11 protein-coding genes are annotated in these 20,655 nt (G+C 37.4%); all 11 read left to right on the forward strand.

Features of this window, described 5'->3' with window-relative positions; translation table 11 throughout:
* Positions 1 to 5: 5 nt before the first annotated feature.
* The 11 genes from CYTFE_RS0104140 (at position 6) to CYTFE_RS0104200 (ending at position 20,404) form a co-directional block, all read left to right on the forward strand.
* The gene (locus tag CYTFE_RS0104140) at positions 6 to 1,805 is read left to right on the forward strand and encodes a RagB/SusD family nutrient uptake outer membrane protein (RefSeq protein ID WP_027470784.1); all 1,800 of its coding nucleotides are present in this window, start codon (positions 6 to 8) and stop codon (positions 1,803 to 1,805) included.
* Between the two features lie 33 nt (positions 1,806 to 1,838).
* Positions 1,839 to 3,608 (forward strand): hypothetical protein, encoded by a 1,770-nt coding sequence (locus tag CYTFE_RS0104145; RefSeq protein ID WP_027470785.1) that lies wholly within the window; start codon positions 1,839 to 1,841, stop codon positions 3,606 to 3,608.
* 483 nt (positions 3,609 to 4,091) lie between these two features.
* The gene (locus tag CYTFE_RS28340) at positions 4,092 to 4,889 is read left to right on the forward strand and encodes an SGNH/GDSL hydrolase family protein (RefSeq protein WP_161636222.1); all 798 of its coding nucleotides are present in this window, start codon (positions 4,092 to 4,094) and stop codon (positions 4,887 to 4,889) included.
* 273 nt (positions 4,890 to 5,162) lie between these two features.
* Positions 5,163 to 7,934, forward strand: coding sequence for a ligand-binding sensor domain-containing protein (locus CYTFE_RS0104155; protein WP_027470787.1), 2,772 nt, complete (start codon positions 5,163 to 5,165; stop codon positions 7,932 to 7,934).
* A 737-nt stretch (positions 7,935 to 8,671) separates the two neighbouring features.
* Complete coding sequence (locus tag CYTFE_RS0104165; RefSeq protein ID WP_044212249.1) at positions 8,672 to 9,877, forward strand: glycoside hydrolase family 88 protein; 1,206 nt, start codon at positions 8,672 to 8,674, stop codon at positions 9,875 to 9,877.
* Between the two features lie 42 nt (positions 9,878 to 9,919).
* Positions 9,920 to 11,458, forward strand: coding sequence for a sodium:solute symporter family transporter (locus CYTFE_RS0104170; protein WP_027470789.1), 1,539 nt, complete (start codon positions 9,920 to 9,922; stop codon positions 11,456 to 11,458).
* 7 nt (positions 11,459 to 11,465) lie between these two features.
* Positions 11,466 to 12,851, forward strand: a complete 1,386-nt coding sequence (locus tag CYTFE_RS0104175) for an FAD-dependent oxidoreductase (RefSeq protein ID WP_044212234.1) — start codon at positions 11,466 to 11,468, stop codon at positions 12,849 to 12,851.
* A gap of 102 nt (positions 12,852 to 12,953) precedes the next feature.
* Complete coding sequence (locus CYTFE_RS0104180; RefSeq protein ID WP_081736094.1) at positions 12,954 to 14,312, forward strand: alpha-L-fucosidase; 1,359 nt, start codon at positions 12,954 to 12,956, stop codon at positions 14,310 to 14,312.
* A gap of 96 nt (positions 14,313 to 14,408) precedes the next feature.
* Positions 14,409 to 16,961, forward strand: coding sequence for a beta-glucosidase (locus CYTFE_RS0104185; protein ID WP_052342980.1), 2,553 nt, complete (start codon positions 14,409 to 14,411; stop codon positions 16,959 to 16,961).
* Between the two features lie 357 nt (positions 16,962 to 17,318).
* Positions 17,319 to 17,513 carry a hypothetical protein gene (locus CYTFE_RS0104195; RefSeq protein ID WP_027470794.1) on the forward strand — a complete coding sequence of 65 codons (195 nt, stop codon included), beginning with the start codon at positions 17,319 to 17,321 and terminating at the stop codon, positions 17,511 to 17,513.
* A 278-nt stretch (positions 17,514 to 17,791) separates the two neighbouring features.
* Positions 17,792 to 20,404 (forward strand): fibronectin type III domain-containing protein, encoded by a 2,613-nt coding sequence (locus CYTFE_RS0104200; RefSeq protein WP_027470795.1) that lies wholly within the window; start codon positions 17,792 to 17,794, stop codon positions 20,402 to 20,404.
* Positions 20,405 to 20,655 lie beyond the last annotated feature (251 nt).

Genomic DNA, 20,655 nt, shown 5'->3' on the forward strand with positions numbered 1-20,655 from the left:
CTAAAATGAAAATTAGAATATACAATTATTTTGCTATATGCATGGTATTTGCTTTTTCTTCTTGTACAGACTGGTTACAAGAAAGAAATCCAAATATGACAGATAAAGATTCGTATTGGGCTACTTTAGATCAAACTAGTGCTACTTTAACAGCAGCATACGCAGCACTGGTTAGTGATTATGCATTAAACATAAGAGAAGAAGCACCTAGAAGTGATTTAGCTACCCCCGGTTTTGGACGTCCGACTTATTCTGGAGAGGGAGCCATTTGGCATAATCATGCTTATACTAACACAACCAAGGGAGTGCAACAAAAGTGGGAAATTCTTTATATGGGAATACTGAGGGCAAATCAAGTGATTGAGGGCTTAGAGAATATGGAAAGTGTAAGTGATAATGACCGTTGGATTGTTCAAATGGCTCAAGCGAGATTTCTGCGTGGTCTGTATCACTTTTATCTGCACTGTACTTATAATAATGGTAAAATTATTATAAAAAATAAAGTGCCAGGAACGTATGAAGAGATGAATGAATCTCTTTCTTCATCACAGGAGGTTATTCGATTTTTTAGGGACGATTTAAGGTTTGCTTACAAAAATTTGCCTGAGAAGTATGATGATAGTTCGGATCAGGGTAGGGCAACCAAAGGTGCTGCTGCAACCATTTTAGGTAATAGCTATCTATATGAAGCTACCTTGAAAAATCCCAATAATGTGATTGATTCTCTTGTGGATTCTGCTACTGTAATGTTTGAGTCTGTCATAAATAGTGGTGTATATAAGTTGGTTGATGATATGTCTCTGCTTTTTACAACGGCGGGAGAAATGAATGAAGAGTCTATCTTTGAAATTGCTTTTTCAAATACGATTAATGCAGAGTATAATACCTGGGTGGAAGATCGGTTGAGTAATCGTTTAGCTTATATATTTGATGGAAAGGGTTCAAATGCCAATAATGTATTTCCTTCTATTTGGATCACGCATGCTTATTTGAGTGAAGAATTGGATATGCTGGATCCTAGAAATAGGATCGAAGATCCTGATAGTCCGGGTAATTATGTTGATAGACCAGTGAGTTTGCGAGCTTCTGCAATAATTGCATTGACCCAAGATGAATATACAGGTTATTATGGCGGTTTAGCACATAATCAAATTGGATTTCCACAAAACGAAAAGCGTACACAAAATGGTTTTTCAAGATACAAGATCTATATTAATCATGATATAGTTGATGATGAATCTGATTTGCCAGGAGGTAAACAGCATTCCGGGAAAAATATAACATTGAACCGCCTTGGTGAGGTATACATGAATTTGGCCGAGTGTTATATCTACCAAAATAAGATTCAAGAGGCCATCAATACCATTAATATGGTGCGTAAACGTTGGGCCCTTGTGTTATTAGGAAAGAGCAATGGAGATGCTTCACATACATATGATGAGGTTGCTTATACAAAAGAATCTTTACTGAAACATTTTCGATATTTCGAAAAACCTTTGGAAACATCTGTGGAAGGGCATTGTATTCGTTGGTTCGATCTACGTCGCTGGGGATTGTTAGAGGATGGTGCTATTTTTAAAGAACGTGCTGCGCAAAAATGGTGGACTGCAAATGTATATGTGAGAAATGGTGATAATGCCAATAAATGGAAAAAGTGGTCATCAGTAACAAATGTTGAGGATGTGAGCGATGATGATAGAATGGAAATAAGAGATTACCAACAGGCTGCGCTAAATTTTATTTATGAGAAGCATGCCTGGTATCCAATCCCTTCAACTGAAACACTCTCAAATAGCGATCTTTAGTAATACGAATGATAATTATTAAAATTGTGAATAATGAATAATATAAAGATATACACTTTACTTTTGATTCTATTAGGCCTAACTGCCTGTGAAAAAAATTATGAAGCTCCATGTCCGGTTACGGCAGTGACTTGGTATACCAGCATGCCAACCATGACAGAATATTATTTGTCGGAAGGTGAAATGATGGCTTTTATTGATGCTTCTCAAGGTGAGTTGAGTCATAAATGGATCATTCAGCAAGGAAGCTATTTTTTAAAGGATGGATTTGTTCAAGGTGATTCTTTGATTAGTTTTATTGATGAATCTTTGGGGCTTACTTCTGAAGAAGAGGCGGTTAGTGTGTTATTTACTAAGCCCGGAAGAACAACAATACAACTGGTCAATACTTTTGATGAAAAAGTGACTTATCGTGGTGTTAGGTCATTGGAAGCAAAAGAACAAGATGGAAACTGGGTGATTGATACATCTTTTGTTGTTGATGTTTATGGTGATATTAAACCATCATTTAAAGTTTGTAGGGTAATTGAAAACGAAGAAGGTTTGATCTCAGAAGGTGAAGTGCTTATTGAGGTTGGACCAGAGGATAATGTGGATGTGAATGCGTCTGAAAGTTGGACATCGGTGGATGTAGAGGTGGGTGATCGGTTGATGTTGATTGATTTAACAAAAGAGGAAGATGCGCACCTAGTACAGCCTGATAGACGTACATGGCTCATTAAAAATCAGGCAGTATCCTCTACTTATACCGATTCTGTAGCATTGGTGTTTTTTAATGTTTATGGTTATTCAACTGTAGGATTGGGGAGTTTAAAGTCTGAGAGGACAGCTTCTGGGGCTCCTGCAGCTTCAGCACAGAAATTGATCCCGATGAAGATTAATGTAGTGCAGTCTACTCAACCTTTTACCTATGCAGATGGTGCTGTATGGACTGGCCAGAATTCTTTGGTTTTTAATGTTGCAGGGGAAGTTAAAGACTTGGGTGACAATTCTCAGGATGCTTTTAAAGTGCATGTGAAAAATGAGGGAAAAGGGATGGATGAAGATATTCCGGTTACGGCGATTACTATTTCATCGGCTAATGCTACACGTATTGAATTAACGTTGGCTGAACCTGTTTATGGGGATGATATCATTACTATTGGTTTTGACGAAACAAAAGCAACTATTCGTTCTGTAGACGATCGCTTGTTAAAATCTTTTTCTGATAAAATGGTCGAAATACCTATGGGTGGTGAAGATATACTAGCTGAATGGAAAGAATGGTCAGGTTTTGAAGGTGTAGGAGGGCTAAATGCAGGAGGGGCTTTGAGATATTGGGTAGGAGCTCAAGATGTTAATAACCCTGATTGGAGTAGAGATGTGTCTATGTATTTTTCGGGTGAGGCAAGTATGAAATTTAATGGCACCATCAATACTTCAAAAAACTTATATGGAGTAGGCTTGGCTGATAATGGACTTATATCGGCGGGGTCTTATAGAATTTCTCATAAAATTTTTATAGAGGACGGATCTAATATAAAAATATTACGTACCGATATTGCTAATAGTAGCAATGGTTGGGCATCTACACCTAATATTTTATGGAATTTAGAAGACGTAAGAAGGGGGGAGTGGGTGACTATATCACAAATTGTTGAAATATCGGTTGATGTGATTCCGTGGCCAGGAGCAGGTAAACCTGCGGCAAGCCGATATTCGTTTTATGTTGAACCAGAATATAATCCTGGAGTAACTGGCACGCAGACATTTTATCTTGATGATATGGAAATGGTGAAGGTGGAGGCTGGTCTTCGTCCTTAGCTTATGAAGACTACCTCTTTGTGAAATACTTAAAGAGGTAGTTGTTAGTATTAGTAGTGCACATTTTATATATATCTTATAGTCTGATATTCGTAAATATGAATTGTTGACTTATTCCTGTATTTACATTATCCTTAGATGGTGGGAGAGATGTTTATCTAGATGAGGAGCTGAGGGATATTATTATAGTGGAATAAAACAATAGAAATAGAAGAGAAGTTTGTATTAATAATATTTTTGAGCTTCTTTTTTCTGTGGGGCTGCTTTCTGTAAGGTAGTTTTTTGGTATAGCTATGTGATAGTAGGGACGAAAATAAATTGACTTGGTTCAAGTTGATAAATAATATGTTCAAAAATTGGGGCGGAAACGAAAATGTTTTTATTTTACGCTCAAAACAGATGAGTGATACCGTGCTGCTGTTGCAGTATTACGCGGAATCTTGCTTTATTAATCTTGCTAGAGAAGGAAAACTACAAAAAAACATGAATAGAAAGGAATTTGTTCAATTATTAGGAGCAGGCGCATTGAGTTTGGCGGTTGCACCTAATGCATTCTGTGCCAAAAGAAGAAAAATAGATCATAGCATTTGTCAAATTACTTGGGATAACTTATGTGGTAATATGGCGAAAGTATATAAAACGGATGCCTTTGATTATGTAAGTCCCATCAAAAAAAAGCCTTATGTGTTTATCTATGGAGATTCCATTTCCATTATGTACACATCCATGGTGCAACAATGTTTAAAAGGTAAGGCCAATGTTTATCGATTATTTAAAAATGGAGGTTCTAGTCGTGATTTTATTCCAAACATGGAAAAATTGCATTCCACCATGTTTCAGCCCGGCTTAAAAAATGGATGGAATTTTAAATGGGATATAATTCATTTTAATGTGGGCTTGCATGATTTGAAATATCTTAAGGGAAGGCATTTGGATAAAAATGGAAAACAAGTTTCGTCATTAGAGGAGTACAAAAGAAACTTAAATCAGATTTGCCATTATTTGAAGACTCAATTTCCTAAGGCCATTATAATATTTGCTACCACAACATCAGTTCCTGAAAATTCAAAAGGACGATTTAAAGGCGACAGTGCCAAATATAATCGTGCCGCTAAAGAAGTGTTGGTAAGCTATCCTGATATTATCATCAATGATCTTTATTCATTTACTTTACCTCATCAAAAGCAATGGGCGCAGGCTCCGGGAAATGTACACTATAATCAAGCCGGATTTACAGCGCAAGGTAAAGAAGTAGCGCGTGTTATTTCGGAGTATTTATAGCTGACGATAACCTCATAATAGTGTTATGGTAGAACAAGGTTACTTATGAAGGTTGTGAGGGGATACAATCTGGCAAAATGTGCAATCAGTGAGTCTTTCTCAAACGTGAAAATTAGAACAGCAGCCAGCTTTGTATGATTGATGGTTGTAAATAATGAAATAATGAGGGTTTCTTATAGGTATTTTGGCGTAAAATTATCATTCAATTTTATTGGAAATAATTTTGAATGTTATTAATCTTGTAGTTTGTCGCTAGAATCATTTTTTACCTCTATGAATGATATTTTCATGTTAAACAGGTATTTGTTAATTATTTCTTTTCTTCATTTTTTCACCAATGTATGTTCCGAAAAGTTGTTTTTTGAACACCTAACCATGGATGATGGCTTAGTTACGAATGCTATAAAGTCTACCTATATTGATAGTTATGGATATGTGTGGATTGGAACATTTGGAGGGGTGAATCGCTTTGATGGTTATGAGGTGAAGGATTTTAGTAGCTATTTTAACAATGCGCATAAAAGTATCACCTGTTTTAGTGAAGATGAAAATAAAGTGCTTTGGATAGGGACAGAGGAAGGCTTGTATTATTGGAATCGCATTGCATCACAGTTTTCTCGACTTTCTATTCCCGATCAACCACAAATTAATATTACTGAGATACAATATTATAAGGAAGGGTTTCTCTATTTTACTTCGGATGTTGGCTTTTATGCTGTTAACACCCACACCCTTGCAGTAACGCCCATATTGTTTCATCCGGAACCGTATCATTTGCTAAATTTTGTTACAGGCTTAGTAGTGGATGATGATCAGGTGTATTTGTCCACCAAAGGCGGTTTTGTGCAATATGATATCAGTTTGGATAGGATACTAATTTATCATGATGCAGAATTTGCACAGAGCTATAATTGTGTGGCTAAAATGAATGATCGTATTTATCTAGGAAAGGGAGATGGTGTGAATTTTTTTTCCTTGAGCAGTCAGCAGTTTGGCGTTTTAAATGAACTGGATCATGTGTTGGTTTTATCTTTGTTAAGTGCCAATGATAAGCTTTTTATTGGTACAGATTCAGATGGACTCATGGTATATGATTCCAAAGTAAATGAATTGCAAGTTTTTGAACAGAAGGAACATATTAGCTCTTCCATATCTTCCAATACCATTACTACTATGGAAGTCGATGATAAAGGTGTTTTGTGGATAGGAACCTACATGGGAGGGGTGAACTATACTTTGTTATCGGAACGGATCTTTAATGCGAACAATACAATAAATGATAAGCTAATAAATAAAAGTGTTCGTTCAATTTATCTTGCTGAAAATGATGAGGTATTTTTAGGTACACGAAACGGATTGTATGTTGTTTCACCCAACGAAGAACTTACGTTTTTTGAACAGGATCATACAACGTTGAATTCAAAAATTATATTAAAGTTTTTAAGATATAAGGATGAGATACTTTTAGGGACTTACGAAGGTGGAATTAGTAGTTATTCATTGCAAACAAAAAAATTATCACTCTGGCAGGATCATCTATTTCATAAACAAACGGTCTATGCTTTAGATCAAGATTCTTTAGGTAACTTGTGGATAGGTGGATTCAATGGAGTTCAAATGTATAGTGCTGAGGGTGAGCTTAACTCTTTTACTATGGTTAACTCTGTTTTTAATGATGACTTGGTGTTTGATATTAAAGTGGATAGATATAACAGGATATGGGTTGGAGGTGATAATGGTGTGCATGTTTATGAGTATAAGGAAAATAAATTAAAATTAGTTTGTAAACTGGATTTTGGTAAAGATGTACGAGTGGTATGTTTGTATCTTGATTCTCATGGTACAATGTGGGTTGGAACATTGAAAAGTGGAGTTTTTGTTTTTGATAAGGATTTTAATCGTTTAAACCATATTTCAACAGGTAATGGATTGTGTAACGATGCTATTGCTTCTATTGTTGAAGCAGGTGTGGATTCATATTGGATTAGTACTTTAAAAGGTCTTAGCCTATACCATCACAAACAAGACTCTTGTAATAATTTTTATACCTCAGCAGGGTTACCAGGTACTATATATTGTAGGGGGGCTTCAGTGAAAGATAAGGATGGAGATGTATGGTTGGGTAATGAAGAGGGATTGGTGATTATTGATGCAAATAAAACCATTCCTAGAAAGGAGCTCGATAGTATTCTTATTACTGAAATTATGGTTGAAGGTAAGATTTTAAATGAGGAGTTGGCAGGTATCGTTCATCGACCTGTTGAAGATTTAACCTCACTTATACTTCCGGGTGATTACAATAGTGTAGGATTTCGTTTTGTAAATGTAAATAATAAGTTTGAACACCATCAGAATTATGTGGTCAAACTGGTTGGTAAGGACGACGATTGGGTTCAAGTAAATAATAAGAATACTGTGTCTTATAATGCACTTAATCCTGGTTCATATATCTTTAATGTGGCTATTAGTAATGAGTCGGGTGTTATCGTTGGTTCGGTTCTGCGCTTGCCTATACTTATTAAACATCAATGGCATAGTAGTATTTTTGCTTTAGTATTGGTGTTTATTGTTTTGTTAATGCTGGTTTTTAATTTGGGCTTTATTATAATGGGCTATAGAAAGAAATTAGCGCATATGATCTCAGATAAAAATAATGATCTTAGAAGGTATGAATCATCTCATCTTACTACTAAGGATAGTAAAGCATTGTTAAAGAGAATTCAAGAGTATCTAGAAGAGTCTAGGGTATATATAAATAGTGATTTAAAAATTATTCATATTTCTAAAGCGCTGGATGTTTCGTTACACGATATTTCTCAATCGATCAACCAAAACCTAAATCAAGGATTTACTGATTTTATAAATACTTATCGTATAGAAGAATATAAAAGGTGCTTGCAAAAACCGGAATATGAAAAGTTTACTTTACTCACAATTGCCGAAAAGTGTGGGTTTAATTCTAAGTCTTCGTTTAATCGAGCGTTTAAAAAAGTGACCGGTTTAACACCCTCTGAGTACGCTTCTTCCATTCAGAAGCCCCAATAGTTTTATTCGATACCGAATGGTTAACTGAATGTAAATCCTTGGAGGAACATCTCCTGCGAAAGTGACTTGGGTTTATATGGGGTATTATATTTTTTATATTGGTTGGTTCCTGGCTTTTTTTATTTTTGACTACTTTATGGTATGATATTGCCGGTGGCAATAAAAGTATCTTTTCGAATAGCTTCTTTCTTTTGGATTTTACAGTTAAGTAAAGTTAATAAATGATATTATTAGGACTTGATGTGTAAAAATATTTGTTTTTTATTGTTCTTGTCCAAACGAAATTCTCTTTGGGCTGAAGAAAGCCAATGCTTCCTTTTTTCTATCCTGTTGGAACGTCTCATTTTATAAAATGCTACTTTTATTGTGGTGTAAGTAATTGAAATTTAATTTTTTGTTTTTTGTCTAAAAAATAAACTGTTTCTATAAAAACTGCGAGGCCTTGATTGAAATGGCACCTTTCTCATGAATATAAATTCGTATGAAACTATGAATTGGTTCAAATTAACCTTGTAAATAATTTACAAAAATTAGGAAAATAACTTGCTTTGAATAGGTATAACACGCGTGAGTAGTTTTTTTGATTGACAGTAATTTTAATTTGAAATAGATTTTCTAATGCATTTCCCGGGTTTAAAAAACAAATATTTGCTTTTTATCAAAGCTATTTATGTTATGTATGAGGTGTTTATGGATAGCTTAGATGATGTGTTTGAGGAATGAATTTATATTTAATTATGAAAGGAACAGTAGTTTTTTGTGTGTTTTTGGTGGTTTTAATGGGGGTTGTCCGTTGCCATACAAGCTCTAATAATGAAGTAAAAGTGGATTCGAAAAAAATACTTGAATCTAATATTATTAAAATTAAAGAAGTGGTGCGTACCGTAGTTTCTTCAGATACCTTTCCCAGAACCATTTCCCCGGGAAATAAAGAATGGGAGTGTGTGGGTGTTAGAGATTGGTGCAGTGGTTTTTGGCCGGGAGTGTTGTGGTATGCCTATGAAGCATCAGGTGATGCGGCGTTGAAGAAGGAAGCGGAACGATTTACTGCTTCATTAAAAGAAATTGCTTATACCCCAGCTATGGATCATGATATTGGCTTTCAAATGTTGCCAAGTTATGGTAATGGTTATCGTTTAACTGGTAATGTGGAATATAAAAAAATATTACTGGCTGCAGCTGATACCTTAGCTACTCTTTTTAATCCTAATGTGGGGAGTATTCATTCCTGGCCTTTTAAACCTCAATATCCTCACAATACTATTATTGATAATATGATGAATTTGGAACTCCTATTTTGGGCAGCGAAAAATGGAGGAGAGCAACGCTTATATGATATAGCAGAGAGTCACGCAGAGGTGACAATGAAGTATATTGTTCGTCCTGATTATTCCGCTTATCATCTGGTTTCTCTCGACGATAAGTCAGGTGCCTTCATCGAAGGGAAAGCACATCAGGGCTATGCCGATGAGTCGATGTGGGCACGTGGACAGACATGGGGTATTTATGGTTTTGCCATCGCATATAGAGAAACAAAACGCAAGGACTTTCTGGTAACATCCATGAAGATGTGTGATAGATTCCTGGAACGCCTACCTGAAGATGGAATTCCGTTTTGGGATTTCGATGACCCCGCTATTCCCAATACGCCTAAAGATGTCTCTGCGGCCGCTGTGGCTGCTTGCGGTATGCTTGAGCTTTCAGGATTGGTAATGGAGAAAACGGATCAACAAAGGTATTATAATGCAGCCCTTAAGTTGTTAAGCATACTGTCTACAGATAAATATACCTGCGGTGATGAGAATCAAGCTATCCTTACACACTCGGTGGGGCACATGCCTAAAAATTCAGAAATTGATGTGCCTATTATTTATGCGGATTATTATTATATGGAAGCATTGCTGCGCCTGAAAAAAATAGAACAAGATAAAATAGTGGAATAATTGTTTGTAAAAGAGGATGTTGGATCTGTAATATGTTGAAAAATGAAAAAAGTAATTACAAGCATAGGGTTGATTGTTTTGTGTCTTCCTGTGTTGTTTGCTCAGCGGCCGACAATTGCTTCGGGGCATTTTAGTTCACTGAATTGGATTGTTTTAGTGGTGTTTTTAGTGGGAACTACTGTGTTTGGGGAGTTAGTGAAAAATAAAGATAAGGGTTTGAATGGTTTCTTTCGTGGTGGTAATAATTTGCCATGGTGGACAGTATCTTTGTCCCTTATAGCGACCAAAACTAGTGTAGCTACTTTTATTGCGGTGCCCGCATTTGTATTTTCGCTCCATGGTGATTTAAGCTATTTACAGATGACTTTTGGTTTTGCCTTGGGAAATATATTGATGGTTTTTGTATTGCTGAAAGAGTATTATGAGGATCATATATACAGTCCCTATGATTTTATTCAAAATAGATTAGGTATTAGAGTTAGTCAGCTTTCTCGTACTTTCTTTATGGTGGGGGCAACCATGAGTCAGGGTGTTCGTTTGCTGGGTACTGCTCTGGTTTTGAGTGTAATTACCGGACAAAGTACTATCTTGTGTATTGGTATTATTGCTGCTTTTGCTGTAGTGTGGTCATATATTGGAGGTATCACAACCGTCGTGTGGACCGATGCCTTACAGTTTGTAATATTTATATTTGGTGCCCTGTTCGCACTGTTTTATGCCATAGGCGATATTCCTGGTGGCTTAAGTGAGATGATAGTCATAGCAGATCAAAAAGCTAAGCTAACATTACTGGATCTTTCGTTGGATCCACATAAAACATATACGCTTTGGGTAGGTATTTTGGGATGTACTTTTTTTGAGTTTGGTTCCAATGCTGTTGATCAGGTTGTTACCCAACGGGCTCTGTGTTGCAGGAATCTCAAAGAAGCGCGTAAAGCGGTGGGCTTTTCTGTAATAGGCGTCGCTACCACTTGGATAATGGCATTTGTAGGTATTGGTTTAGTGGCTTACTATCATATCAATCCTCTTTCTCCAGAAATAAATGCTTCTATGGTGCAAGAACCAGATCGTATTTTTCCTTATTATGTTGTTAACTCCTTGCCCAATGGTATTTCAGGACTTATTATTGCTGCAATGTTTGCTGCAGGTATATCTACCCTCGATTCTGCATTAACTGCTCTTTCACAGACAAGTGTAATGGGGGTTGGAAGTATTTTATTTCCGAGATTAAAGTTCATGAACGAAGATAAAGTGGTTAAAATTTCTAAGATGGCTATTATTGTTTGGGGGGGGATATTGGCATTATTGGCTTATGGATTTAGTTTCTTTCAGGATGGTGGTTTGTTGGCTTTAGGATTTAAAGTGCCCGGGTATGCTTACGGAACATTGATCGGAATTGCTTTTCTAGCCTTAATGCGCCGTGGTTCTTTTATGGGTATTCTTATGGGGTCTTTATTAGCTATTGCTTGTATAGGCTGGATGCATATGGAGGGTATCAGTTTTTTTTGGTGGTTCCCTGTTGGAGCATTCGTGGTTATTATGATGGCTATATTTTATGATATGATAGTTCCTAAAAAATAATAAACATATGAAAGTTCTACAAATAAAAAATATAGGAACCTATGAGGTTGTGGTTGTTGGGGGCGGAGTATCAGGGAGTCATGCAGCCATGGCAGCTGGCCGTGCTGGAGCTAAGGTGCTTCTAATTGAGCAGTTTGGCTTTTTAGGGGGATCCTTGACAGCTATGGGAGTAGGCCCCATGATGACTTTTCATAATCGTGCCGGGAAACAGTTGGTTTTTGGGTCACCCAACGAAATGATTGAGCGTTTAGTGAAACTAGGTGCTAGTCCTGGACATATTTTAGATGGAACAGGATATTGTTCTACAGTAACTCCTTTCGATGCTGAGATGCTTAAAGTGGTATTGGAAGATATGGTATTAGAATCAGGCGTTGAGATTTTATATCATACACGATTAGTGGGAGTGCGTACAGAGAATCGAGAGATTGTTTCGCTTTCTATTCATAACAGAGGTGGTATTCAGGAGGTAGAAGCTCAACAGTTTATTGACGCCAGTGGTGATAGCGAATTAGTCAAGTTAGCTGGTGTTCCTTTTACCTTGGGAAGAGATGAAGATAATAAATCACAACCTTTGACCATGAATGTGAAGATAGGAAATGTAAATACGGATGCTTTACGAAAGTATATGTATGAAAATTGGGATCAATTTGATGATGCAATACGTACACAAGATAAGAAAGAGGTCTTAAATAGAACGAGAAGAATATCGCTTTGGGGCTTTTATGATTTATGGGAGAAAGCTAAGAAGAAAGGAGAGGTGACTATACCACGAGATAATGTTTTGTTTTTTGAAACCAATACTGAAGGCGAATTTATTTTTAATACTTCTCGTATTTTAGGAATGGATCCTACCAATCCTTTCGATATTAGCAAAGCAGAAACGGCAGGACGCAAACAGTGTGTTGAAATATTTCAGTTTTTGCGTAAGTATGCACCTGGGTTTGAAAAGGCCACATTGGTGGGTACGGCTCCACATATTGGTATTAGAGAGTCGCGTCATCCGCATGCTAAATACGTATTGACTTCTGAGGATCTGGTAAATGAAAGAAAATTTCAAAATACGATTGCGGTAGGTGGTTACCCGATTGATATCCATTCTCCGGATGGGGAGACTACTGATTCTGTTCATTTAAGAGACGAGGGTATATATTATATTCCTGTTGATTCATTGTTGGTGAATGAGATAGATAATCTCATTTTAGCCGGACGTGCCATAGGTGCTGATCATTATGCTAGTGCTGCTATCAGAGTAACTCCCATCGCAATGGCCATTGGACAGGGAGCTGGTGTTTTAGCAGGATTGGCTTCGATTCATCATATAAAGCCCTGTGAGGTGAGATATGATGAGTTGAAAAATAATTTGTTGGAACAGGGGGCTTATTTGGGTTCTTAAACTTAGATTATTTATTATGAAACGAGCCATGGGAATTACTTCACACAGAGGCGTATGATTAATTTTGGCGAGTATCATATAATCATTCAAAAAAATGTAAATATGAAGTATGTTATTGTTTTACTGATTTTAATTCCATTAATGATGCAAGCGCAGGTGAATGCTGATGGAACCATTGATACGGGAGATAAATTTGCCAATGCAAAGCTGGAACAGCGGGAATCCAGCGAAATCATTTCAAAACGACTGGAGTGGTGGAAGGAGGCTCGATTTGGAATGTTTATTCATTGGGGTTTGTACGCACAGGACGGTTGTTTTTGGAATGGAAAAGATGGTCGTTCTGAGCATATGATGCGTAATCTTCAAATACCTATTGCTGACTATGAAAAAATTGCAAACGAGTTTGATCCAGTTGATTTTGATGCGGATGAATGGGTAAGGATTGCAAAGGATGCGGGAATGAAATATATGATTTTAACTTCTAAACATCATGATGGTTTTGCTATGTTTAATAGTCCGAGTAGTAATTACAATATTGTAAAAAGGACTCCTTTTAAACGGGATCCTGTGAAAGAACTAAGTGAAGCATGTGCAAAAGAGGGTTTAAGGTTTGGGGTCTATTATTCTTTGGGAAGAGATTGGCATGATCCGGATTGTAATTCCGTAGACGGTTGGCGAAGTAATATTTGGGATTACCCCAATGAAGCAGAAAAAGATTTCTCTAAGTATTTTGAAAGAAAGGTAAAGCCTCAAATGATTGAACTCATAAATCAATATCATCCTGCTATTATTTGGTTTGATACTCCTGAACTCATATCCAAGCAACAGAGTGAAGAGTTATTGGCTTTAATTCATGGACTGGATCCTACATGTATTGTCAATCAGAGGGTAGGGAATAAACTTGGTGATTATGCAGTTAGGGAACAAAAAATACCGGCAGGAGGAGAGCCTCAACCTTGGGAGACATGTATGACATTGAATGGTGCTTGGGGATATCATAAAACGGATGATAATTGGAAATCGGCCGACTCTTTGGTGCATAGCTTGGTTGATATTGCAAGCAAAGGAGGGAATTTTTTGCTGAACGTGGGCCCCACAGGAAAGGGGATTATTCCCGCTCGCTCAGTAGAACGACTGAAGGAAGTGGGACGTTGGTTAGATATTTATGGAGAGTCAATTTATGGGACTTCCTCCAGCCCCTTCGGGAAACTGCCTTGGGGACGTTGTACTAAAAAAGTAAGCAAAGAGGGTGTTATTGTTTATCTCGCTGTATTTGATTGGCCTTCGGATGGAAAACTTCTGCTAAATGAGGCGGTGAATGTTAAAAGAGCAAGTCTATTAAATAATCCCCATAAAAAATTAAAAATAAGAAAAATAAATTCCGGTATTTCCATAGAGCTTCCACTGCAAGCCCCCAATAAAATGGCAAGTGTGGTGAAGTTAGTGATGGAATCTTTATGATTTTTAGTCAATTAAAAGATAGTTGTTTTATCGGGATATAATGAATGGAACGACTTTTAGGATGCTTAAAAACAATTTTTGATCTATTAATATACCATGAGGAAATTATTTACTTTAGTGATTTACAGTGTGACCATTTTATTGGGAACGCATTTAAAATCACAGGACAGGACAGCTTTGCATAAAAAAGCAACCAAGCAAGCTAGTAAATTAGTTAAGCAAATGACTTTAGAAGAAAAAGTCCGCTTAATAGAAATGACCAATCTGCCTATTGAACGTTTACATATTCCTGGGCATCATTGGTGGAATGAAGCCCTACATGGAGTTGCCCGTCGTGGTGAGGCCACCCAATTTCCAGTACCCCTTTCTATGGCATCCACCTGGCATCCACAGTTAATAAAAGATATGGCGAATGCCATTAGTGATGAAGCACGGGCTTTGCATCATGCTGATTCTCCAACGGATCAGGTGAAACGTTATCATGGATTAACACTTTGGAGTCCAGTGATTAATATGGCTAGAGATCCACGTTGGGGACGTACGGAAGAAACCTATGGAGAAGACCCCTATTTAACTACCGAATTGGCCTGTTCTTTTGTGCGTGGCTTGCAAGGGGATCATCCGGATTTTTTAAAGACTGTGGCCACTATAAAGCATTTTGTGGCCAATAATACAGAGCATAATCGTTTATATGTGCGACCTGATATTTCGGAAAGGGCATTGCGTGAATATTACTTTCCTGCTTATCGGGATGTGATAGCGCGTGAAGATGTGGAATCCATTATGTCATCCTATAATGGATTAAATGGGGTTCCTTGTTCTTCTAATAAATGGTTGTTAAGTGATGTATTACGTAAAGAGTGGGGATTTATTGGAACTGTAGTAACAGATGTGGGGGTGCCAGGACATTTGGTCGAAAAACATCACTACGCCAAAAATGGTCCGGAAGCTGCAATGATGATGATCACCGCAGGAGTAGATATGTACTCCGGGTCTGATAGAGGTAGCCATGTGAATGAGCGGGAATGGGCACGCCAAGCTGTTGAGCAAGGCATACTTAAAGAGTCGGTCTTGGATCAGGCTATTATCCGTAATCTGGCAACACGTATCAAGCTGGGGCTGTTGCGTAGCGATGATGATAACCCATATACGAAAATATCAACAGATGTGGTGGGTTCTCATGCTCATTTAGCTATTGCAAGACAAATTGCCCGTGAGGGCGCTGTTTTATTACAAAACAAGGATGGTGTTCTTCCGGCTACTCCCGAAAAATATAAAACCATTCTTTTTGCAGGACCTTATGTAAATGATGCGCCTTTCGGTGCTTATAGTGGTAATGCCGCAGGTGTAGCTGCGACTCCGTTGTTGGGTATGAAAGCCATTGCAGGGGATACATACGAAATAAAAGGTCAATTGGGCGAAAACTGGCTGTTTATTCCCGAAGGGAACTTGAATGTGCCAGGAAAATCCAACGCTAAAGGTGTGTTGGGGGAATATTTTTCTGGTATAAAATTGGAAGATAAACCTGTTTCTGTGCGCATCGATCGTACTATTGACTTGGATTTGCCCAAACCTTTGGCACATATTGATCCAGAAATCCCCCAACCTACTTTTTCGGCACGTTGGACTGCACAGTTGACGCCTAATCGAACAGGCACTCATTATTTTTCATTGGATGCAATTAGTGGTGCAAGAGTCTGGGTGAACGGGGAGAAAATCATTGATGTATGGAGCGCCAAAGCCCCCAACTCACTGGAGTCAAAGGGCGTTTTCTTGGAGGCAGGAAAGGCGGTAGATCTAAAGGTCGAATACTATAATAGGGAAGCAGAACCTGCAAAAGCGCAGTTAAAATGGATTCAGCCTCAACAAAAACAAAATATGAAGAATCCGGAAGATCACTTGCTTATTTATGTGGGTGGACTTACATGGAGAATGTCAAAAGAATCGCATGACCGGATGAATTCTATTTTACCAGAGGAGCAGATGAAGGAAATCAAGTCTTTGGCAGCTATTTATCCCAATATGGTGGTGGTTTTGAACGGAGGAACCGTAATGCAGCTAGCGGAACTCAATGAGGTGGTGCCTGGTATTCTTCTTCAATGGTTCCCTGGTCAAGAGGGTGGCTATGCTTTGGCAGAACTGATTACCGGAAAGGTAAGTCCCTCCGGACGCCTTCCGCTTACATTTTATACCGACCCTGAGAAATTGCCTGATTTTGAAGATTATGAGATCAGTAAAGGTAGAACGTATATGTATATGAAGGATAATGTAACTTATCCTTTCGGATTTGGACTAAGTTATTCTTCTTTTGATTATTCAGACTTGAGTGTCAAACGACAGAACAAGCAGGTAACCGCCGTATTGAAGGTGACCAATACCGGAACGATGGATGCTGACGAAGTGGTTCAGCTTTATGTTACAAACCTCGACTCAAAGGTCTATCAACCAGTTCGTCAATTGAAAGCTTTTCAGCGTATATCTCTTGCTCAAGGTCAATCTAAACAAGTTGAATTGAGTTTCTCAATGGATGATATGGCTTGGTGGAGTGTGGAAAAGCAAAAGTATGTTGTTAATCCTGGTCGGTACGAAGTGCAGATAGGAAAGTCGTCTGCCCAAATTATGGATAAAAAAATTATTGTAGTGCAATAGATATAATGGGCTAGATGTGCAAGTACATTATGAGTATTGTGTCAAAAAACATTTTAGACCAAAGCGAGCGATGTATTCTGAGGTTTGTGTAAGTCTTATTTGAAAGCAGAATCCCTATCTAAACCTGGAAGAGCAAATGATACGGTATGGTATCATTTGCAAGTTACCAATTTGTTATCGGAAGCTGCATATTTTCATTTGGGTGTTGCCAGTGATGGCGAAATGGCTTTTAAGTTAGCACTTGCATATAAGCTTACTGGGGAAAGGAAATGTTATGATAAACTAATTGATTTTATACAAAACTGAACGGATCAACAGGAAGGATATCTTTCAGTAGGGGCTGCGACTACCGGAGTAATGGTTCACGAAGGTAATTTCTTTTTGCATTTGGCTGCCGCATGTGATATTATTTATGATGAGCTTTCGGAAACTGACCATAAAAACATCGTAGCAATCTTTCGTATTTTGAATTTTAAAGGTGAGGGGAGTGATATAAAAGTGAAGTTGGAAGAGGTACGCAATAATGACATTGAAATGGAATATACCCAATAGTGTTTCTTTGAAAGGTGACTAAAATACCAGGGGTAGCGGTTGTGCATATTGTTTTGTGCAGTCTCTGAACACTGCCTCTGGTTACTTTTTTACGAATTGTTGTGTATGTGCTAAATGCTTCGTTGCAGAAAATGAATGACTTATATTTGCGTGAATGATGATACATATGGAATGAATAATAAGCAAGAATAACTTACGTATTTCTCTTATGTTTTGAGAAATGCATTATAATGGAATGGTATTATCCGTATTAAATTTGAATCATAAAAGATATTAATATGGATAAAAATGTAGAAGCCTCCAAGAGAGTTGTTGGAGTGATTGTATTTGCACTATTATTAGGTGTCTCCAGTTTGTATGGACAGCGTAATAAACTAAAGATTACCATCGACACTACAAATGGCCATTCGTTGCAAGAAGGATGCAGTGGTTTCAATGTTCGAATAGCCGATAAGGTATGGAGCTATTCACATCCAGACTTTCGAAAAGCAGTGCATGGCTTAAAACCGGGCTGGTTACGTTATTTTTCAGGTACCATGGGTGATGCATTTAACAGTGCTACCGGTTTGTATGATAAAGATTATATTATGATGTTTGACCATCCCAAACCATTTTTTACGGGATATGAATTTACTCAGGTGAAAGGTCCGCATCGTTTAATCGATTTATATGAACTACTGGGAGAAGTGGGTGGTAAGTTAATTATTACAGTCAATGGATTTACCGAGACTCCTGAAGTGGTTAAAGAGTTAGCTCGGTTTTGCAAGAACAATCATATACAAGTAGAAGCGTGGCAGTTTTGTAATGAGCCTTATTTCTATGTGCCTCACCGTGACCGTTATTGGTGGAATGATGGATACGATTATGCAACTAAGATGAAGCCTTACGCAGAGGCTATTCAGGAAGTATTTCCAGATGCAAAATTAGCATTAAACTGTACTTGGGATGGTATCTGGGGTTTTATGAAGGAGATCCATAAATACCAGGAAGAGAATGGTGCCTACTGGAATGTGTTTTCGAAACATTCTTATGCTCCACATGTAGGCGGTAAAGAAGCTTTTTCCAAAGGACTGAAAAGGGTAAATACCAAAGTGATTGAAGCTACTTCTCCTAAAGCAATGAAACAGATTGAAGATTATACATGGAAAGGAGCACCTCTAATGATTACAGAGTTTGGTGTTTGGAATGCCCCTTTAAATGGTATTGTTTCTGCTGTTTATAATGCAGAATATACACTACGCCAATTACAGCACCCGAATGCTTTTTACATCGGAAGTCATGAGATTAGTAATAAGTATCGACCCGCTAAAAACTTTAACAAGGTCATCAAGGACGCTTATGCAAATGGAGAAAAAATAAATACTGCTGAACTGCTCACCGGAATCAAAAAAGATGATGAGGGTAAGGCCATTGAAATGATTCATGAAGCCACCAATAACAGTGTTTATACCTGGAATACAAGCATCGAAAATAATGTTCAAGTGTTGGGTCTGAATCAAAAAAAGGTGGATGGAATGTATGCCAGGGCTTTTAAGGGTATTAATGGTTATGATTACTTGCTTGTAACGAATCGTTCAGATCAATATTTGCCCACGGAGGTATGGATGGATCACCAAGTACTTAAAGGTAAAGTAATGACCAAATATATGTTTTCAGAGCTTGCCGAAAACAAAAACATCCCAACATATCAACAAACATTGAAAGGTAACGATTTAATCATTAGACCTTATTCCGTGACTCTGTTTAAATGGAAGTCCAACGAAAAATATGCACCATCAGCACCACGTATATATAAAACAAAAGTAGTTGATGACGGAATTGAGTTGACGTGGTGGAAAAGGGATATTGCTAAAGGGTATAAGATCATATACGGAACTGATGTCAATAATCTGAATAAGGAAATTGTGTTAAACGGAGCAGACAAGGTGAGTGCTAAGGTATCGGGCCTTGTGAAAGGTCAGCAGTACTATTTGGCAGTGAAAGCATTTAACAGGGAAGGTGAGAGTGCATTGTCTCCTTTGGTTCACCTAAGGTATGCACTTCCTGAACAACCGATGATATTTAAAACAGCCAAACGAGATACCACGATTACAGTTATGTGGAAGAGTGTTGAAAATGCCACAGGCTATACGGTGGCTGTCAATGACGGAAAAAATATAGTTCAATATGATGCGAAAAATGTGTTTGGTTATCGTATTGAAGGACTTCAATATGATGTCCCGTATCATATTACAGTGGCTGCGTATAACGGCTTAGGATCGGGAAAGAACTCACTTGCGGAAACGGTGTCTTGTAAAAAGAACTTGCCTTATCCTCCGAGAAATATTTCTGCCAAAGAAACGGCAGACGGTCATGTATATCTGGAATGGGTAGCCCAGGATACGATTCACCCCCATGTTAAATATCGATTGTATAGAGGTAAAAAACTTCACCAATTTGAAGTGTTGGCTGAAGATATAGATATGAATAATTATTTGGATAGAACAGCCAAACATGAGGATAACTATTATTATACTGTGAAGTCTTATAATGAGGATGGGGAGTGTAACTTTTACCCGAATATTGCTACAGTGATTAAACGTGATCACCAAATTCTTATTGAAGTAAAAGACATTGTTGAAGGAGAGGATGTTTTTAGTGTCACTGTTCAATTTAAAAATATTAAGCGGGATGGAAATGTTCGTTATGGTGTTTCTGTCAGTGATATCTCATATTTGAATGTTGAAGAAGATTTGTATGAGTCATCCGATTTGCAAGATGGAATGTTTACGGTACATATACCTAAGGATAAGTTTAAAAAAGGGAGAACTTATGCATTCAAAGGTTTTGTAAATACCAATGGTAAGTCTATTTTTAGTCTGCCTCCTCATAAGAATTTGCATATAAAATAGTTAGTGGATGTGTGCTGTTATATATGCTGATAATATTTTTTGTATGAAGAGATGTCAAATATTATAGGTAATTTTATCAACTTGTGTGAACTACCGGAAAACGTGTTAGGATTGTATTTTGAATCATGTGTAGTTTACAATATGTCATGCATTTTTGATATCTATTAATAATTAGAAATTGTATGAAATAAGCTAAAGAATGCACTCTCTCATGGAGTAGATGATTTATTGTGGGAAGTTTTAAATGACCA

This window comes from Saccharicrinis fermentans DSM 9555 = JCM 21142 (genome assembly GCF_000517085.1).
Lineage (GTDB): Bacteria > Bacteroidota > Bacteroidia > Bacteroidales > Marinilabiliaceae > Saccharicrinis > Saccharicrinis fermentans.